This is a genomic window from Gordonia sp. NPDC003425 (assembly GCF_053588635.1).
Genome location: NZ_JBSFQI010000006.1, coordinates 40,009 through 54,591, shown reverse-complemented (window position 1 = coordinate 54,591; position 14,583 = coordinate 40,009). Strand labels below are relative to the sequence as shown.

At 67.6% G+C, this 14,583-nt stretch carries 15 protein-coding genes; 6 read left to right on the top strand and 9 right to left on the bottom strand.

Annotated features, from left to right (window positions below; all coding sequences use genetic code 11):
• Window positions 1–1,287 carry an adenylosuccinate synthase gene (locus ACWDTD_RS09270; RefSeq protein ID WP_449746804.1) on the bottom strand — a complete coding sequence of 429 codons (1,287 nt, stop codon included), beginning with the start codon at window positions 1,285–1,287 and terminating at the stop codon, window positions 1–3.
• Between the two features lie 98 nt (window positions 1,288–1,385).
• Here ACWDTD_RS09270 and ACWDTD_RS09265 point away from each other — a divergent pair, with 98 nt between their 5' ends.
• Both ACWDTD_RS09265 and ACWDTD_RS09260 read left to right on the top strand, forming a co-directional pair.
• The gene (locus tag ACWDTD_RS09265) at window positions 1,386–2,045 is read left to right on the top strand and encodes a hypothetical protein (protein ID WP_449746803.1); all 660 of its coding nucleotides are present in this window, start codon (window positions 1,386–1,388) and stop codon (window positions 2,043–2,045) included.
• Window positions 2,042–2,896 carry a site-2 protease family protein gene (locus ACWDTD_RS09260; protein WP_449746802.1) on the top strand — a complete coding sequence of 285 codons (855 nt, stop codon included), beginning with the start codon at window positions 2,042–2,044 and terminating at the stop codon, window positions 2,894–2,896. Before ACWDTD_RS09265 ends, ACWDTD_RS09260 begins: the two co-directional genes overlap by 4 nt.
• Window positions 2,897–2,911: 15 nt before the next feature.
• On the opposite strand, the gene ACWDTD_RS09255 is transcribed toward ACWDTD_RS09260, so the two are convergent.
• From ACWDTD_RS09255 to ACWDTD_RS09235, 5 genes are all read right to left on the bottom strand, one after another.
• The gene (locus ACWDTD_RS09255) at window positions 2,912–3,712 is read right to left on the bottom strand and encodes a polysaccharide deacetylase family protein (protein WP_449746801.1); all 801 of its coding nucleotides are present in this window, start codon (window positions 3,710–3,712) and stop codon (window positions 2,912–2,914) included.
• Between the two features lie 60 nt (window positions 3,713–3,772).
• Complete coding sequence (locus ACWDTD_RS09250) at window positions 3,773–4,687, bottom strand: cation diffusion facilitator family transporter (RefSeq protein WP_449746800.1); 915 nt, start codon at window positions 4,685–4,687, stop codon at window positions 3,773–3,775.
• Window positions 4,688–4,869: 182 nt separating this feature from the next.
• Complete coding sequence (locus ACWDTD_RS09245; RefSeq protein WP_449746799.1) at window positions 4,870–5,985, bottom strand: FUSC family protein; 1,116 nt, start codon at window positions 5,983–5,985, stop codon at window positions 4,870–4,872.
• A complete protein-coding gene (locus tag ACWDTD_RS09240; RefSeq protein WP_449746798.1) occupies window positions 5,982–6,431 on the bottom strand; it encodes a DUF3151 domain-containing protein in 450 nt (149 codons plus the stop codon). The genes ACWDTD_RS09245 and ACWDTD_RS09240 overlap by 4 nt, the downstream gene beginning before the upstream one ends.
• A gap of 231 nt (window positions 6,432–6,662) precedes the next feature.
• Window positions 6,663–6,971 (bottom strand): hypothetical protein, encoded by a 309-nt coding sequence (locus ACWDTD_RS09235; RefSeq protein ID WP_449746797.1) that lies wholly within the window; start codon window positions 6,969–6,971, stop codon window positions 6,663–6,665.
• Between the two features lie 13 nt (window positions 6,972–6,984).
• On the opposite strand from ACWDTD_RS09235, the gene ACWDTD_RS09230 reads away from it, so the two are divergent.
• Window positions 6,985–8,901: an Rv0361 family membrane protein gene (locus ACWDTD_RS09230; protein WP_449746796.1), complete on the top strand. Its 1,917-nt coding sequence runs from the start codon at window positions 6,985–6,987 to the stop codon at window positions 8,899–8,901.
• Entirely contained in the window at window positions 8,898–9,305 is a 408-nt protein-coding gene (locus tag ACWDTD_RS09225; RefSeq protein WP_449746795.1) for a hypothetical protein, read from the top strand. Before ACWDTD_RS09230 ends, ACWDTD_RS09225 begins: the two co-directional genes overlap by 4 nt.
• 55 nt (window positions 9,306–9,360) lie before the next feature.
• Here ACWDTD_RS09225 and fbaA read toward each other — a convergent pair whose 3' ends face one another.
• Entirely contained in the window at window positions 9,361–10,395 is a 1,035-nt protein-coding gene (gene fbaA, locus ACWDTD_RS09220; RefSeq protein ID WP_449746794.1) for a class II fructose-bisphosphate aldolase, read from the bottom strand.
• A gap of 155 nt (window positions 10,396–10,550) precedes the next feature.
• On the opposite strand from fbaA, the gene ACWDTD_RS09215 reads away from it, so the two are divergent.
• Both ACWDTD_RS09215 and ACWDTD_RS09210 read left to right on the top strand, forming a co-directional pair.
• Window positions 10,551–11,258 carry a VTT domain-containing protein gene (locus ACWDTD_RS09215; RefSeq protein WP_449746793.1) on the top strand — a complete coding sequence of 236 codons (708 nt, stop codon included), beginning with the start codon at window positions 10,551–10,553 and terminating at the stop codon, window positions 11,256–11,258.
• A gap of 76 nt (window positions 11,259–11,334) precedes the next feature.
• Entirely contained in the window at window positions 11,335–12,024 is a 690-nt protein-coding gene (locus tag ACWDTD_RS09210) for a DedA family protein (protein WP_449746792.1), read from the top strand.
• A gap of 22 nt (window positions 12,025–12,046) precedes the next feature.
• On the opposite strand, the gene ACWDTD_RS09205 is transcribed toward ACWDTD_RS09210, so the two are convergent.
• Both ACWDTD_RS09205 and ACWDTD_RS09200 read right to left on the bottom strand, forming a co-directional pair.
• Complete coding sequence (locus tag ACWDTD_RS09205; RefSeq protein WP_449746997.1) at window positions 12,047–13,264, bottom strand: FAD-dependent monooxygenase; 1,218 nt, start codon at window positions 13,262–13,264, stop codon at window positions 12,047–12,049.
• 49 nt (window positions 13,265–13,313) lie between these two features.
• Window positions 13,314–14,573, bottom strand: a complete 1,260-nt coding sequence (locus ACWDTD_RS09200) for an MFS transporter (RefSeq protein WP_449746791.1) — start codon at window positions 14,571–14,573, stop codon at window positions 13,314–13,316.
• Between the last annotated feature and the right edge of the window lie 10 nt (window positions 14,574–14,583).

The following is a 14,583-nucleotide window of genomic DNA, read 5'->3' as shown; positions in this document are numbered from 1 at the left end:
TCAGACGATGGCCCGGCGAACAATCGTCTGATCACGCCCCGGGCCGACGCCGATGCACGAGATGTGCGCGCCGGACAGTTCCTCGAGGCGCAGCACGTAGTCCTGCGCGGTCTGCGGGAGTTCGTCGAAGGTGCGGCATCCGGAGATGTCCTCCCACCAGCCCGGCATGTACTCATACACCGGTGTGGCGTGATGGAACCCGGTCTGGGTCATCGGCATGTCGTCGACCCGCTCCCCGTCCACCTCGTAGGCCACGCAGATCGGCACCCGCTCCACGCTGGAGAGCACGTCGAGCTTGGTGAGGAAGTAGTCGGTGATGCCGTTGACGCGTGTCGCGTATCGGGCGATCACGGCGTCGAACCAGCCGCAGCGTCGCGCACGCCCGGTGGTCACCCCCACCTCGCCGCCGGTCTTGGCGAGGTAGGCACCCCATTCGTCGAACAGCTCGGTGGGGAACGGCCCGGACCCCACCCGCGTGGTGTAGGCCTTGAGGATGCCGAGCACCGTGGTGATCTTGTTGGGTCCGATGCCGGCACCCACCGCGGCCCCGCCCGCGGTCGGATTCGACGACGTCACATAGGGATACGTGCCGTGGTCGACGTCGAGCAGGGTGCCCTGCGACCCTTCGAGCAGCACGGTCTCACCGCGTTCGAGCGCCTCGTTGAGCAGCAAACGGGTGTCGGCGATGCGGTGCTTGAACCCCTCGGCCTGGGCGAGTACCTCGTCGACCACCTGCGCGGGCTCGAGCGCGCGGCGGTTGTAGATCTTCACCAGGATCTGGTTCTTGAGTTCGAGGGCGGCCTCCACCTTCTGCGCGAAGATCTTCTCGTCGAGCACGTCGGCCACCCGCACCCCGACGCGGGCGATCTTGTCCTGGTAGCAGGGGCCGATGCCGCGTCCGGTCGTGCCGATCTTCTTGTTACCCAGGAAGCGTTCGGTCACCTTGTCGATGGCCACGTGATACGGCATGAGCAGGTGGGCGTCGGCCGAGATGAGCAGCCCCGCGGTGTCGACGTCGCGGTCCTCGAGGCCGCCGAGTTCGGTGAGCAGCACGCCCGGGTCGACCACGACGCCGTTGCCGATCACATTGCGGACTCCCGGGGTGAGGATGCCCGAGGGGATCAGGTGCAGCGCGAACTGCTCACCGTTGGGGAGCACGACGGTGTGACCGGCGTTGTTGCCGCCCTGGTAGCGGACCACCCACTGCAGTTTCCCGCCGAGCAGATCTGTCGCCTTGCCCTTGCCCTCGTCGCCCCACTGAGCACCGATCAGCACGATCGCGGCCATGGCAGAGACTCCTTTGTTGGCGCGCCTTGACGCAACTACCCTACTTGCTGGACCGCCTGGTTCCTCATCGGCGTGTCGGCCACGGCTACCCTGTCGGCGTGTCTCCCGCAGTCATCACCTCGGCATCGGTCGCCTCCACCGGCGACGGCGCCGCTGTTCCCGACCCGAAGTCGGTGCGCATGCGGATCGGTCGTCTCCTCGACGACGACGCGACGCGGCGGGTGGTGGTGGCGGTCGACGACGCGGTGGCGCACCCGGACGCATTCCTCGCGGCGGTGATCGCCGCGTTGATGGTCGCCGAGCGGCTCGACGTCGAGGTGGCCTACGCCCCGGCGAACCCTTCGGCGGCCACACGTGTCTACGGACTGCCCCACGGCGCTGCCGCCGAGCGACTCGCCGTCGAGGGCATCGCCACATCGTTCCCGCTGATCCGCGATGACGCGGCCACCGTGCTGGTGGGCAGCGCCCGCCATCTCGGCGCCGACGGCGCGCAGCTGCACGGCGAAACCTATGTCGACAACGACCGCCTCTTCCGCGGTGAGGTGCGCGGCGTGCTGATCGAACCCACTCGTGCCGAACCGGGTCTGCGGGCGAGGGTGGAACGCCGCCTTCGCCCCGGACGTTGGCATCACGGCCGCGCGGCGCAGACCGGCGGCAGCAACCTACTGGTCGAACGGGAGGGCATCGTGACCCGACGGGTGGTCAAGCGGTCCACGTTCTATCGTCATCACGTGGATCTGAAGCTGGTGTGCCCATGACGGCGTCGTTCGCGGGACGCGCACCGTCGGGCTCGGGCATCGTCAAGACGATCGGGCAGGGTCTGCCGTTCCTGATTCTGCTCGCCCTCACGGCGTTCGGTGGATGGCTGTGCTTCGGTTCGGCCCCGGGACGCAACGCGACGTCGATCGCCGGGACGTTGCTGCTGGTCATCGCGGGCTGGCTGGTGTCGCTGTGCCTGCACGAATTCGCGCACGCCGTCACCGCGTTCCGTTTCGGCGACCGCACGGCCGAGTTGCGCGGCTATCTGACCCTCAACCCGTTGCGCTATACGCACCCCGGGCTCTCGCTCGGCCTGCCGATTCTCATCATCCTGCTCGGCGGCATCGGTTTTCCGGGCGGTGCGGTCTACCTCGACGAACGCGGAATGACCCGCGGGCAACGCACGCTTGTCTCGCTCGCCGGTCCGGCGATGAACATCCTGCTGGGGGCGCTCATCCTGATGACCATCCGCATCATCGACCCGCAGGTGTACATTCCGCTCGGCTCGGGTCCGCTGTCGGGACTGGTGCTCGCCGTCGACGGCGTGAACCTGTGGGCGGCGCTGGCGATGCTGGCGTTCCTGCAGATCACCGCCGCTGTGCTGAATCTGATCCCCATGCCGGGCTTCGACGGGTACGGGGCCATCGAGCCGTACCTGGCGCCCGACGTGCGGCAGAGCGCGACGAAGATCGCGCCGTACGGTTTCCTCATCGTGTTCGCCCTGCTGTTCATCCCGCAGCTCAATGCCGCCTTCTTCGACCTGATCCGCTGGCTGTTCGAGCTCTCCGGGGTGCCGTCGGCGCTGGCCATCCAGGGATGGAACGTGTTCATGTTCTGGCGTACCAGCTGAGCTGAGGGTCTCGGCTCAGACGAAGTAGTCGTGCAGCGTCACCATGTTGAGTCGGCGCTGCTTGATGATCTCGACGAGCTGCGGGTACACGTGGGTGACCGGCGGGTGGTTGGCGTGCCCGATGATGATGGTCTGCGGGTGGAAGAAGCGTCGCGCGCACGTCAGCAGGTAGCGCTCGGTGATGAGTCCCGAATCCGAGAGTGATCCGTACCAGAGCGTCGGGCTGGTGTAGCCCAGGTCGGCGGCCACCGCGTCGACGGTGTCGTTGGTGTAGCCGTAGGGCGGCCGGTAGAAGGGCGTGCCGTCGACCCCGAAGGTGTTGCGCAGGAACGTTTTACACTGGTTGAGCTCTTCGGCGACGCCCGACGGACTCAACGCGGTGAGTTGCGGGTGGCTGAACGTGTGATTGCCGAGTGCGATCTGTCCGGATTCCACCAGCGGGCGCAGTGCCGCCTTGTGGTCGGTCCACGACGAGAACGAGCTGGTGACGAAGAAGGTGAACCGCGCACCGGTGTCGCGGGCGAACCGGATGTAGGCGCCCACCACCTCGGAGTTCGCGCCGTCGTCGACGGTCAGGGCGATGTGGCGTCCGGTCCCGGGCAGCGACGTGAGCGCGCCCGCCGGTCGCGGGATCTTTCGCAGCACGTCCGGTGGCAGCAGGCCCGAGGTGGGGGCTGTTGATGCCGGTCGCGGAGACATCGGATTGTTCGACGGCAATGCCGACGGCGCGGACGCATCCCCCTGCGCCGCACTGCATCCGGCGACTGCGACGACGGTACCGGCGGCCAGCGCGCTGAGAAACCCCCGACGTTTCACAGCAGGAAAGGTAACGCATGCGACGTCGATCGGCAGAGCGCGGCCCGGGGCCGCGTCATGTCACCAGGTCAGGTCGTCGCGGCAGCGGCTCTGTTCGTCGCTCGGATCCACCTGAATCGTGGCGTGGCGCAGTCCGTAACTCTCGAGCACCGTGCGTGCCAGCGGGAGTACCCGCTCGTTGGGGCACGCGCTGCCCAGGTGCACGGTGGCCACGTCCATGCCGGTGGTCAGGGTCCACACATGGAGGTCGTGCACGTCGTCGACGAGCGGGATGTCGGCGAGATCGCGCCGCAGGGCCTCGATGTCCACACCCTCGGGTGCCTGTTGGTTGAGGATGCGCAGGGCGTCGCGGGCGAGCCGCAACGCGCGCGGCACCACCCACAGGGCGATCAACACGGCCACCACCACGTCGGCATACCCCCACCCCGTGGTGAGCGTCACCACGCCGGCGATCAGCACCCCGATGCTGCCGACGGCGTCGGCGAGGACCTCCATGTAGGCGCCGCGCACCGCGATCGATTCCTTGGAGTCCGCGCGCAGCAGCAGCATCATGGCGACGTTCACCGCGAGGCCGACGAGTGCGACGACGATGAGCGTGAGACCGGGCACCTCGGGATCGTTGCCGATCCGCTTGACCGCTTCGACGAGGACGAACGCCGCCACGCCGATGAGCAGGACGGCGTTGGCGACGGCGGTGAACACCTCGGCGCGATGCCACCCGAAGCTGCGGGCGTCGGTGGCCGATCCGTGCTTGGCCAGCAACAGCGCCACCAGACCCATCAGCAGCGCCACCACATCGGTGAGCATGTGGCCGGCGTCGGCGATGAGCGCGAGCGAGTTGACCATGATTCCGACGCCGAGTTCCACCACGAAGTAGGCGCCGATGATGCCGACGGCCACGGCCATCGGCCAGATCCGGCGGTTGGATGCCGACGCCGTGGTGTGCGAGTGCGTGTGTGAATGCGAGCTACCCATGGCACAGCCAATCTATGCGCAAAATCGCATGTATTGCAAGGGTTAGGTCAGCCTAATATGCCGACAAACGGGCAGTGTTGGTAGACGCGGGCGATGTTGGTAGACGCGGTCGGTGTTGGTAGACGCGGTCGGTACAGCCGCCGCGTCTACCAACTCGTCACGCGTTCTCTCGAGGATGACGCTCAGCGCAGCGTCGCCACCGCCGACGAACGCCGCAGCCCCGCGACCATGAGCAGGTCGACGAGCAGTGAGCGCGTCTCGGCGAGCAAGGCAGTCTCGCTGAGGTCGCTGTGCTCGGCGAGTTCCTTGCGGGCCTTACGGGCAACAGTGCGCAGCACCCGGGCCGCGTCGGCCTGGTCCGGGGACTCGCCGGGATCGGCGAGCATCATCTCGCGGAGGATCTCGAATGCCCCGGCGAGGTCGTCGATGATCTCCACCAGCTCCGGGCGCAGACGCTCTCCGCGCTGGGTGATCGCCAGCGCGCGGCGCGCCACGATCCGGAAATTACGGACGGCGTTGTCGATCGGGTCGGCCGTGGCCGAGAGCCGCTGCAACCGCATCCGTTGACGCCAATACAGCGGTGAGATGTTGCTGATCTCGCGACCACCACGCATGTCCGAGCGCATCGTGTTGATCGCGGCCTGGGTTCCCCGGGCGGTTTCCAGTGCCCGCAGCACCGTCTCCTCGTCGCCCTCGCGCAGACCGTCGGCCAGGTCGCGGGCCGCGTCCCGGATGGTCGCGAGGACACCCGCGGCGTCGCGGCGGCCCCGCGAAGCCGGGTTGACCGGAAGGAGCGCGCCCACCACGAGTCCGATCACCCCGCCGATCAGCGCATCGATGGCGCGGTGATAGCCGGCCACCCCGCCCGGGGGGAGCAGCGTCGCCACCAGAACCGCCGACGACGCCGCCTGCATCGGGATCAGCGGGCCGTCGTCGAGGAACACCGCCACCACCATGGCCATCGCGACCACCACCACGATCTGCCACGTGCCGGTGCCGATCTGGGAGACCAGCAGATCGCCGACCGCGATACCGATGGTGACGCCACCCACCAGTTCCACCGCCCGCCGCCACCGCTGGGACAGCGACAGTCCGAGCGAGATCACGGCAGCGATCGGCGCGAAGAACGGTTGCTTGTGGCCGAAGACCTCGGTGGCGATCCACCACGCCGAACCCGCGGCCAGCGAGCACTGCACGATGGGGACCAGCGAGAGATACAGCCGCCGCACCCGCGTCCGCAGCGGGGGCGGCAGCGAGTTCACCCGCCGGCTCGCCGCCGAACGCAGCCGGTTGCTCACACCAGCCCGAGCTCCGCCGCCGCGGTCGGGTCGCTGTCGTTCAGCAGGTCGAGACAGCGCAGGTACTCGTCCTCCTCGCCGATGGCGTTCGCGGCACGTGCGAGTGCACCGACGCAGCGCAGGAATCCGCGGTTGGGTTCGTGACTCCACGGGACCGGCCCGAATCCCTTCCAGCCGTGTCGGCGCAACTGGTCCAGGCCCCGGTGGTAGCCGGTCCGCGCATACGAGTACGCCTCGATCACCCGACCGACATGGACGCCGCCGGTATCGGCGGAGCCCGCCCCGTCCAGGGCGCCCTCCGCGAGGTACGCCCACGCGATCGAGGCGGTCGGGTGGGCGGCGGCCACCTGCGCGGGCACCGCACCGTTGAGCAGGTCCGACTCGGCGTCGTCGTCGCCGGTCAGCAGAACCGGTTGCGGGCCGAGGAGATCACCGAAAGAAGTCATCGCTCCATTCAAGCATCGACCGTGACGCGCAGGCATCGGTTGACCGCGCTTGCGGCTGCGCCGATGACGTCACGGCCGGTTCCCGTGCGCGCGCCGCGGCGGGTAGTCTGCTCGGGTGCTGCCCCCACACTTGGTTCGCTAGGGTGAATGGCGCACTCGATCGCGACGCTGCCCTGCCGGGATGTCGCGACATTCCACGACGTCTTACGAGAGCGGGTGATCGGCGATGCCTCAGTCCGGCGACGGAAAGTCGGCCGTCACCAAGGCCTTTTCGCGTCTGCGGAAGTTCGCCGCCGAACGTCGGGAGGAGACGAGCAGCGCACGCCGTCCCGCGCCCGCAGCGCCGTCGCCGCGACCGGTGAAGCCACCGCAGCCTAACGGGCAGAGCACCGGCTCGGGGGGCGACACTCCGACGACGCCGTTCAGCACGCCGCCGACGGCGCCGATCCCGGCCGCGGACGGCGGGCCGAACACATCGGTGGATGACAGTTCGGCGGAAACGAGTTCGACGGGGACCGGCTCGACCGAAGCCGGGGCCATTACGACCGACAGCGTGCGCGCAGGGGGAGACGGACAGTCCGTGGAGGATGACTCGCAGGTGGATGAGCGCGGCGCCGAGGGCACCATCGTGGAAGCCCCGACAGGCGACGGTTCCGCCGGCACCCCGAAGGCACCCACGCCCCGGGGAGGCCGAGGCATCGACTCCGCGACAAAGGTGATCCGTCGCGACGAACTGCCCGATGTCGGCGAGTTGGACGACCTCGACAACATCGATCCGATCGCAGGCTCCCGGGACGCAGCCCGGACCGACGAGGAAGCCGAGGCCCCCGAGCAGGACGACGCGCACGCCGCCGGTCCGCGGGTGTCGGGCACGGCGTCGCCGAGTTCCGAAGAGACCACGGTGATTCCGCGCTCGGACCTCCCCGACACCTCCGACATGCCCGATCTCGACGAGGTCGACATCACGGGCGGCACCGAAACCGACAGTGGCAGCGCCGACGGCGAGGCCCCTGAGGAAGAAGAACCCGCCGAGGCGGCCGAGACACCGGACACTCAGGCAGAAACCACCGAGGAAACCACCGAGACCGGCGAGGAAGCACCCGAGGCCGACGAGACAGAAGTCGACGAGACAGAAGTCACCGACTCGGAGACCGACGACGAGACCGGCGGGTCGGCGGCGGTCGCCGGAGCGGCGGTGGCGGGAGCGGCGGTGGCAGGGGCCGCGGTCGCCGGAGCCGCACTGGCCGACGATGACCACACCGCGGATGAGCAGGTTGTCGACGAGCAGGCCGGGGATGGGCAGGCCGGGGACGAGCAGGCTGGGGACGAAGAAGCCAGGGACGAAGAGGTAGCGGCCGCGCCGGCTGGGACAGCCCAACCCGACACCGAGTCCGACGAGGGTGCGGACAACGGCGAAACCGATACCGCCACCAGCGAATCCGACGAGGCGGCAGAGACCGAAGCACCTGGTGACGTAGCGGAATCCGACGAGGCGGAATCCGACGGGGCGGAACCTGCGGAGGCGGAATCCGACGGGGCGGAATCTGCCGAGGCGGAGCCCGAGGAGCAAGCGACCGACGAGGCAGCCGTCGACGAGACAGCGGCCGACGAGACAGCGGCCGACGAGACAGCGGCCGACGAGACGGGAACGCACGAGGACGCACCTGTCGACGAGAGCGAGCCAGGCGAGGCGCCCGAAACCGAGACCGTCGAGGACGAGGCGCCCGAAACCGAGACAGTCGCTGCCGCCGACGAGGCAGTCACCGCCGACGAGGCCGTCACCTCCGAGTCCACCGCCGACGAGTCCACCACCGACGAGGCCGTCACCGACGAGCCCACCACCGACGAGCCCACCGCGGAATCCGCTGACGCGTCGGAGGCCCCCACCGAGGCCATCGCTGCCGCGGCACCAGAGACCGGAGCACCTGAAACCGCAGCGCCGGGCCGCGCGGCCACCCAGGGCTGGTCCACCACGCCGCACAAACCACAGGTCATCCCGTCGGCCACGGGCACCACCACGAAGACGGCCGGTGGCGGACGTGGCAAGAAGATCCTGGCCGCGGTCGGCGCGCTGATCGTGGTGGTGGCGGCTGTGGTCGGCGGCGTATGGGCCTATCTGAACGCTCGCCCGGAGGCACCCGCCGACCAGGCGGCAAGCGCCGCCCAGGAGTTCTCCTCGGCCCTGTACACAGGCGATCTGTCCACCCTGCGTTCCATCACGTGCGGGCAGGAGAACCAGTTCTACACCAATGTCAACGACGCCGATTTCCAGAAGATCTACGCGTCGCAGAAGGCACGCAACGAACTCGTCCGCACCGGCGACGTCAAGGCGGCCAAGGTGACCGACGACGGCTCACGTGCGGTGGTCGAGGTGGTCGCCTATCAGACCAGCAAACCCGACAACGCGCAGACGGTGACCATCAACCTGCAGAAGGTCGGCGACAGCTGGAAGGTCTGCACGCCGCAGTGACGCGCGGGTCGGGGTCGGGCGACAGCATGGGCGGATACGGATACGAGCCACGCGCCGGAGCACGGCCGGGCGGCTGGGTGATCGGCGACGACGCCGCGACGGCGCCGACCCAACCCCTCGACGCCCACATTCCCCATCCCCAGGCTCCCCCCACTCAGATCGCTCACGCGCACCCCCGACGGGCACGGCCGAATCCAGCGCATCACGAGGGGTACTTCGTGCCCGAACGAGCGCCTCGCGCCGCCACGCCCGCGGACGTCAGCACACCGGCCGCGCACTCCGCGCGTCGCGCACGACCGGCGTCGAAATCACAACGGCACCGCATCGACCCGGCGGTCATGGTCGCCGCCGCGGCGATGATCGCCCTCGCGCTCATCGTGCTGCTGGGTCTGCTCACACTCTGAGCCCCAAAAACCCGCGCGCGGCCGGCCGGGCATCCACCCGGCCGGCCGGAACGAATCAGGCGCTGATCGACTTGCCCACCGACTTGAGGTCGGTGCACGCCTCGACGACGCGTTCGCTCATGTTCGCCTCGGCCTTCTTCGACCACACACGCGGGTCGTAGGCCTTCTTGTTGCCCACGTCACCGTCGATCTTCAGCACACCGTCGTAGTTGGAGAACATGTGCCCGGCCACCGGTCGGGTGTAGGCGTACTGGGTGTCGGTGTCGACGTTCATCTTCACCACGCCGTAGCTCAGCGCCTCCTCGATCTCGCTCTTGAGCGAGCCCGACCCGCCGTGGAAGACGAAGTTGAACGGCTTGGAACCCTCGGGGAGTCCGAGCTTCTTCACCGCCACCTCCTGGCCGGTGTTGAGCACGTCCGGGCGCAGCTTCACGTTGCCCGGCTTGTAGACGCCGTGGACGTTGCCGAACGTCGCGGCCAGCAGGTAGATGCCCTTGTCGCCGATACCGAGCGCATCAAGGGTCTTCTCGAAATCCTCGGGGGTGGTGAACAGCTTGTCGTCGATCTCGGCCTCGACGCCGTCCTCTTCACCGCCGACCACGCCGATCTCGATCTCCAGGATGATCTTGGCGGCCGCGGTCTTCGCGAGCAGGTCCTTGGCGATCTCGAGGTTCTCGTCGATCGGTACGGCGCTGCCGTCCCACATGTGCGACTGGAACAGCGGGTCCTTGCCGGCGTCGACGCGTTCCTGGCTGACCGCGATCAGCGGGCGTACGTAGGTGTCGAGCTTGTCCTTGGGGCAGTGGTCGGTGTGCAGCGCGATGGTGACGTCGTACTTGGCGGCCACCACATGGGCGAACTCGGCCAACGCGACGGCACCGGTCACCATGTCCTTCACGCCCAGGCCGGATCCGAATTCGGCACCGCCGGTGGAGAACTGGATGATGCCGTCACTGCCGGCGTCGGCGAAACCTTTGATCGCGGCGTTGATCGTCGACGACGAGGTGCAGTTGATCGCGGGGAATGCATAGCCCCCCGCTTTCGCCTTCTCGAACATCTCGGCGTACTTCTCAGGGGTTGCTATGGGCACTTCAGTCCTCCAACCGGTAAAGGGTCGGCCCTCTGCGAGCCGCTCACTCCTCCTCAGTATGGCAAGTGCCGCCCACGCCTGCCCACCACACGGCGTCCCCACTTCGGCCTGTCGTCACAGGAAGCAATCAGGCACTACCGCTATCCTGGGTCCCCGTGACAGACTTCGCGATCGCCGCAAATACGACAAACCTCGCGTTGCTGCCCGGATTCCTCGACCCGGTCAACCTGCTGAACTCCTTCGGCACGTGGATTCTGGCGGGCCTGCTGCTGGTGGTGTTCATCGAATCCGGTCTGCTGTTCCCGCTGCTCCCCGGTGATTCACTGCTGTTCACCGCGGGCCTGATCGTGGCGGCGAAGTCGGCCGAGATCGAACCGTTCGCACCGCTGTGGGTGCTGCTCGTGACCATTCCCATCGCCGCGTTCCTCGGCGACCAGGTGGGGTACTGGATCGGTAAACGGGCGGGATATTCACTGTTCAGGCCGGACGCGAAGGTACTCAAGGAGCGCTACATCGTCGAAGCCCACGAGTTCTTCGAGAAACACGGCCCCATCACCATCTTCCTGGCGCGATTCGTGCCCATCGTGCGCACCTACGCGCCGTTGGTCGCCGGTGCCGCCAACATGCGCTACTCGGTGTTCGTCGTCTACAACGTGGTCGGGGCCGTCGTGTGGGGAGCCGGGGTCACCCTTCTCGGCTTCTTCCTCGGGCAGATCGACTTCATCCGCGACAACGTCGACTACATCTTCTTGCTCATCGTCTTCGTCTCGGTGCTGCCGATCATTTCCGAGGTGGTCAAACGGTTCCTCCGGTCGCGCCGCCCCGTCACCGAAGAACCCGTCAGCGAAGAGCCCGTCGCCTGATCGCCGTCCGCGGCCTCAGCGTTCTCACAGCCACCGCATGGCTGCCGGGGCGCCTGCACGCGTAGCCTGGTGACCCGTGATCAGCTCCGTGCTCGCCCAAAGCACCACCACCGTGGCCCTGCCGGGCATCCTCGACCCCATCAACGTCCTCAGCTGGTTCGGCGCCTGGGCGTTCTGGGGCCTGCTGCTGGTGATCCTGATCGAGTCGGGCGTGTTGTTCCCGGTGTTGCCCGGCGACTCGCTGCTGTTCGTGGCCGGCATGGTGGTGGCCGCCGGGGGCAAGGACGGTATCGACAAGTTCGCCTCGCTGTGGCAACTCCTCGTCTTCATCCCGATCGCCGCGATCATCGGCGGCCAGATCGGATACTGGATCGGCCGGTTCGTCGGCACCGAGATGTTCCGCCCCGACGCCCGCTTCCTCAAACAGCGCTACCTCACCGAGGCACACGAATTCTTCGACCGCCACGGTCCGATCACCATCTTCCTGGCCCGGTTCGTGCCCATCGTGCGCACCCTGGCACCCATCGTGGCCGGCGCCGCCCGCATGAACTGGGTGGTCTTCGCCATCTACAACGTGGCCGGCGCGATCGTCTGGGGAGTCGGCGTCACGCTGCTCGGATACTGGCTGGGCGGCTTCGAGATCGTGCAGAAACTCATCGAACCGATCTTCATCCTCATCGTGGTGCTCTCGGTGGCCCCGATGTTCGCCGAGTGGTATCGCCGGCGACGCGCCGCCAAGCGCGCCGCTCCCGACACCGCCGCCTGACCCCAGGCGTCTGGGGGTCACGTCATCCGGCCAGCGCAGCGACCGGGGCACGCTCACTCGAGTAGCCCCACAGCCAATCGGTGTACTTGTAGCTCGACGTGTCGCGCGTCTTGAATAGTTCGTTGCGCACGATCCGTCCGGCACCGTCGAGATGCCAGAGTTCACCCCACATCCGCCCGGTGGTGAGGATGCGGTTGCAGCGCGGTGCGCGTTCGGCATTGACCGCGGCCAACGTCCGATCCCAGGCATCCCGACCACCGACGGCGAGTTCGGCTTCGGCGTAGTCGGCGATGCACTTTGCGTCCTCGATGGCCATCACCGCACCCGACGCCAGGTATTGCAGCGGCGGGTGGGCGGCGTCGCCGAGCAGGATCATCCGACCGTCGACCCAGTTGTCGATGGGATTGCGGTCATACATCGGCCACCAGCGGTCGCGCCACAGATGGTCGGTAGCGGTCCGTACGGTTGCGTGGCAGTGATCGTAGGCATGTGCGAGTTCTTCTGGGCCACCCCAATTCTCGTGACCCGCGAGGTAGCCGGGCGATTCGAAGACGGCCACCTGGTTGAGCATCGCCCCACCGCGCAGCGGGTACTGGATGAAGTGGCAGCGCGGTCCGATGTAGCCGACCACATCGGTGATCGCCGCAGCGTCGGGCACTTCGGAGATGGGGAATGTGCCCCGGTAGGCCACATAACCCGACGCTACCGGCTCGTCGTCGGAAAGCTTGGTGCGCAACCGGGATTTGATGCCGTCCATGGCCAGCACGACGTCGCAGGCGTGCACCATGCCGTCAGCGGTGATGAGTTCGGCGCCATCGCCGGTGCTGATCACGTCCTCGACGGTCTGTCCGGTGAGCAATTCGGCTCCCGCCGCCCGCGCCGCCTCGATCAGCAACGCATGTAGGTCGCTGCGATGGATGACGAAATACGGTCCGCCGTAGCGGGCTTGAAAGTCTCTGCCGAGATCGACGCGGGTCAACTCCTCAGTGGTGATGGCGTCGCGGAAAACGAGGTTTCCGGGCACCACGCCGCGGGCGAGCGCATCGTCGAGTATCCCCCACGACGCCAGTATGCGGGCACCGTGCGGGCCGATCTGTAGGCCGGCGCCGACCTCTCCGAATTCCGATGCCCGTTCATAGAGCGTGACCGACGCTCCTTTTCGCGCCAGCGCCAGTGCTGCGGCCGCACCTCCGATACCGCCACCTGCGACGAGTATCCGTGAGTTCGACAGTGCCATGATGATTCTCCGATCGTGGTGAAACGTGTTGTTGATGAGGTTGATTCGATGCTCAGGCCGCAGCCAGCAAGGGTTCGGCGACCGTGCTCGGGCGCATCACCTTGGCGACCCCCACGAGGAAACCGGCCGCGATCAGCGCACTCAGGGCGAACATCACGAAGTTCGACGACGCGCCCAGTCCGGCGGCGATCAGCCAGCCACCCAGCTGGGGCGCGGCCACCGCGCCGATGCGCCCGACGCCCAGCGCCCAGCCGAGCGCGGTACCGCGCAGGTGGCTCGGGTAACTCGACGCAACAGCTGCGATGATCAGGCATTGTGTGCCGTGGGTACCGACTCCGGCGAGTACGAAGATCAGGTAGGTGACGCCAACCGTGGGCGACGCCAACAGGAACAGAAGGGCGCCACCGGCAATGAGTGCGGCGATGATCGCGGTCCGGATCGCGCCGTAACGGGCGCCGGCGAACGCCGTGATCACCGATCCGGCGACGGCGCCCAGGTTGAGTGCGAGGGCGAAGGTCAAAGCGCTGCCGAGGTTGGCGCCGGTGGACTGCATCAGTTTGGGTAACCACGTCCCCAGCCCGTACCAGGCCAACAGTGTGAAGACGGTTGCCAGCGCGAACAAGATGCTGACCACCCGATACCGGCTGCCGAGCAACACCCGGAATCCCGCCGACGTCGATGTGGCGGCCACCACCCGCGCATCGGGAAAGAACCTGAGCGCCAACGGGACCAGCACAGCCAACGGCACCAGCGCGAACAGGAACATCGGCCGCCAGCCCCACTGCGGGATCACGCCGATGCCGATCAGTGCCGCGGCCGACCCGCCCAGCGGGACACCCGACATCATCATCGTCGCGACCGGTGCCCGCCATTTGTCCGGAACAAGTTCGGCGGCAAGCGCATTCGACGTCGGAACCAGTCCACCCAAGCCGAGTCCCGCCAGGAATCGCAGGATACCGAAGGTCGTCGGGCCCGTGGCGAATGCGCAGGCCGCGGTGAAGACCGAGAGCACGACCGCGCAACCGATGATGGCGCGACGCCTACCGACGTGATCAGAGAGTCGTCCGGCCAGTATCGCGCCGACCATCATTCCGAGGAAGGCAAGGCTACCGAGGGTGCCGGCGGTGGAGGCGCTGATGCCCCATTCCTTCTGCAGGCTGCCGATGACGTTGCCGTAGACGATGAGGTCGTATCCGTCGAAGACCACGAAGAGCCAGCAGATGACGACCGTGATCGCCGCGCGGCGATCCGTGAGCCCATGACGGTGCAGCGCGCCCTGCGCTCCGCCGATTGTGTGTTGTGAATCAGTCATGAACGCAAGA

Bases quoted from the DNA above. Each gene is read 5' to 3' on its own strand.
- ACWDTD_RS09270 (WP_449746804.1), bottom strand. From the start codon at position 1,287: ATGGCCGCGATCGTGCTGATCGGTGCTCAGTGGGGCGACGAGGGCAAG.
- ACWDTD_RS09260 (WP_449746802.1), top strand. From the start codon at position 2,042: ATGACGGCGTCGTTCGCGGGACGCGCACCGTCGGGCTCGGGCATCGTC.
- ACWDTD_RS09250 (WP_449746800.1), bottom strand. From the start codon at position 4,687: ATGGGTAGCTCGCATTCACACACGCACTCGCACACCACGGCGTCGGCA.
- ACWDTD_RS09240 (WP_449746798.1), bottom strand. From the start codon at position 6,431: ATGACTTCTTTCGGTGATCTCCTCGGCCCGCAACCGGTTCTGCTGACC.
- ACWDTD_RS09235 (WP_449746797.1), bottom strand. From the start codon at position 6,971: ATGGCCCCGGCTTCGGTCGAGCCGGTCCCCGTCGAACTCGTTTCCGCC.
- ACWDTD_RS09200 (WP_449746791.1), bottom strand. From the start codon at position 14,573: ATGACTGATTCACAACACACAATCGGCGGAGCGCAGGGCGCGCTGCAC.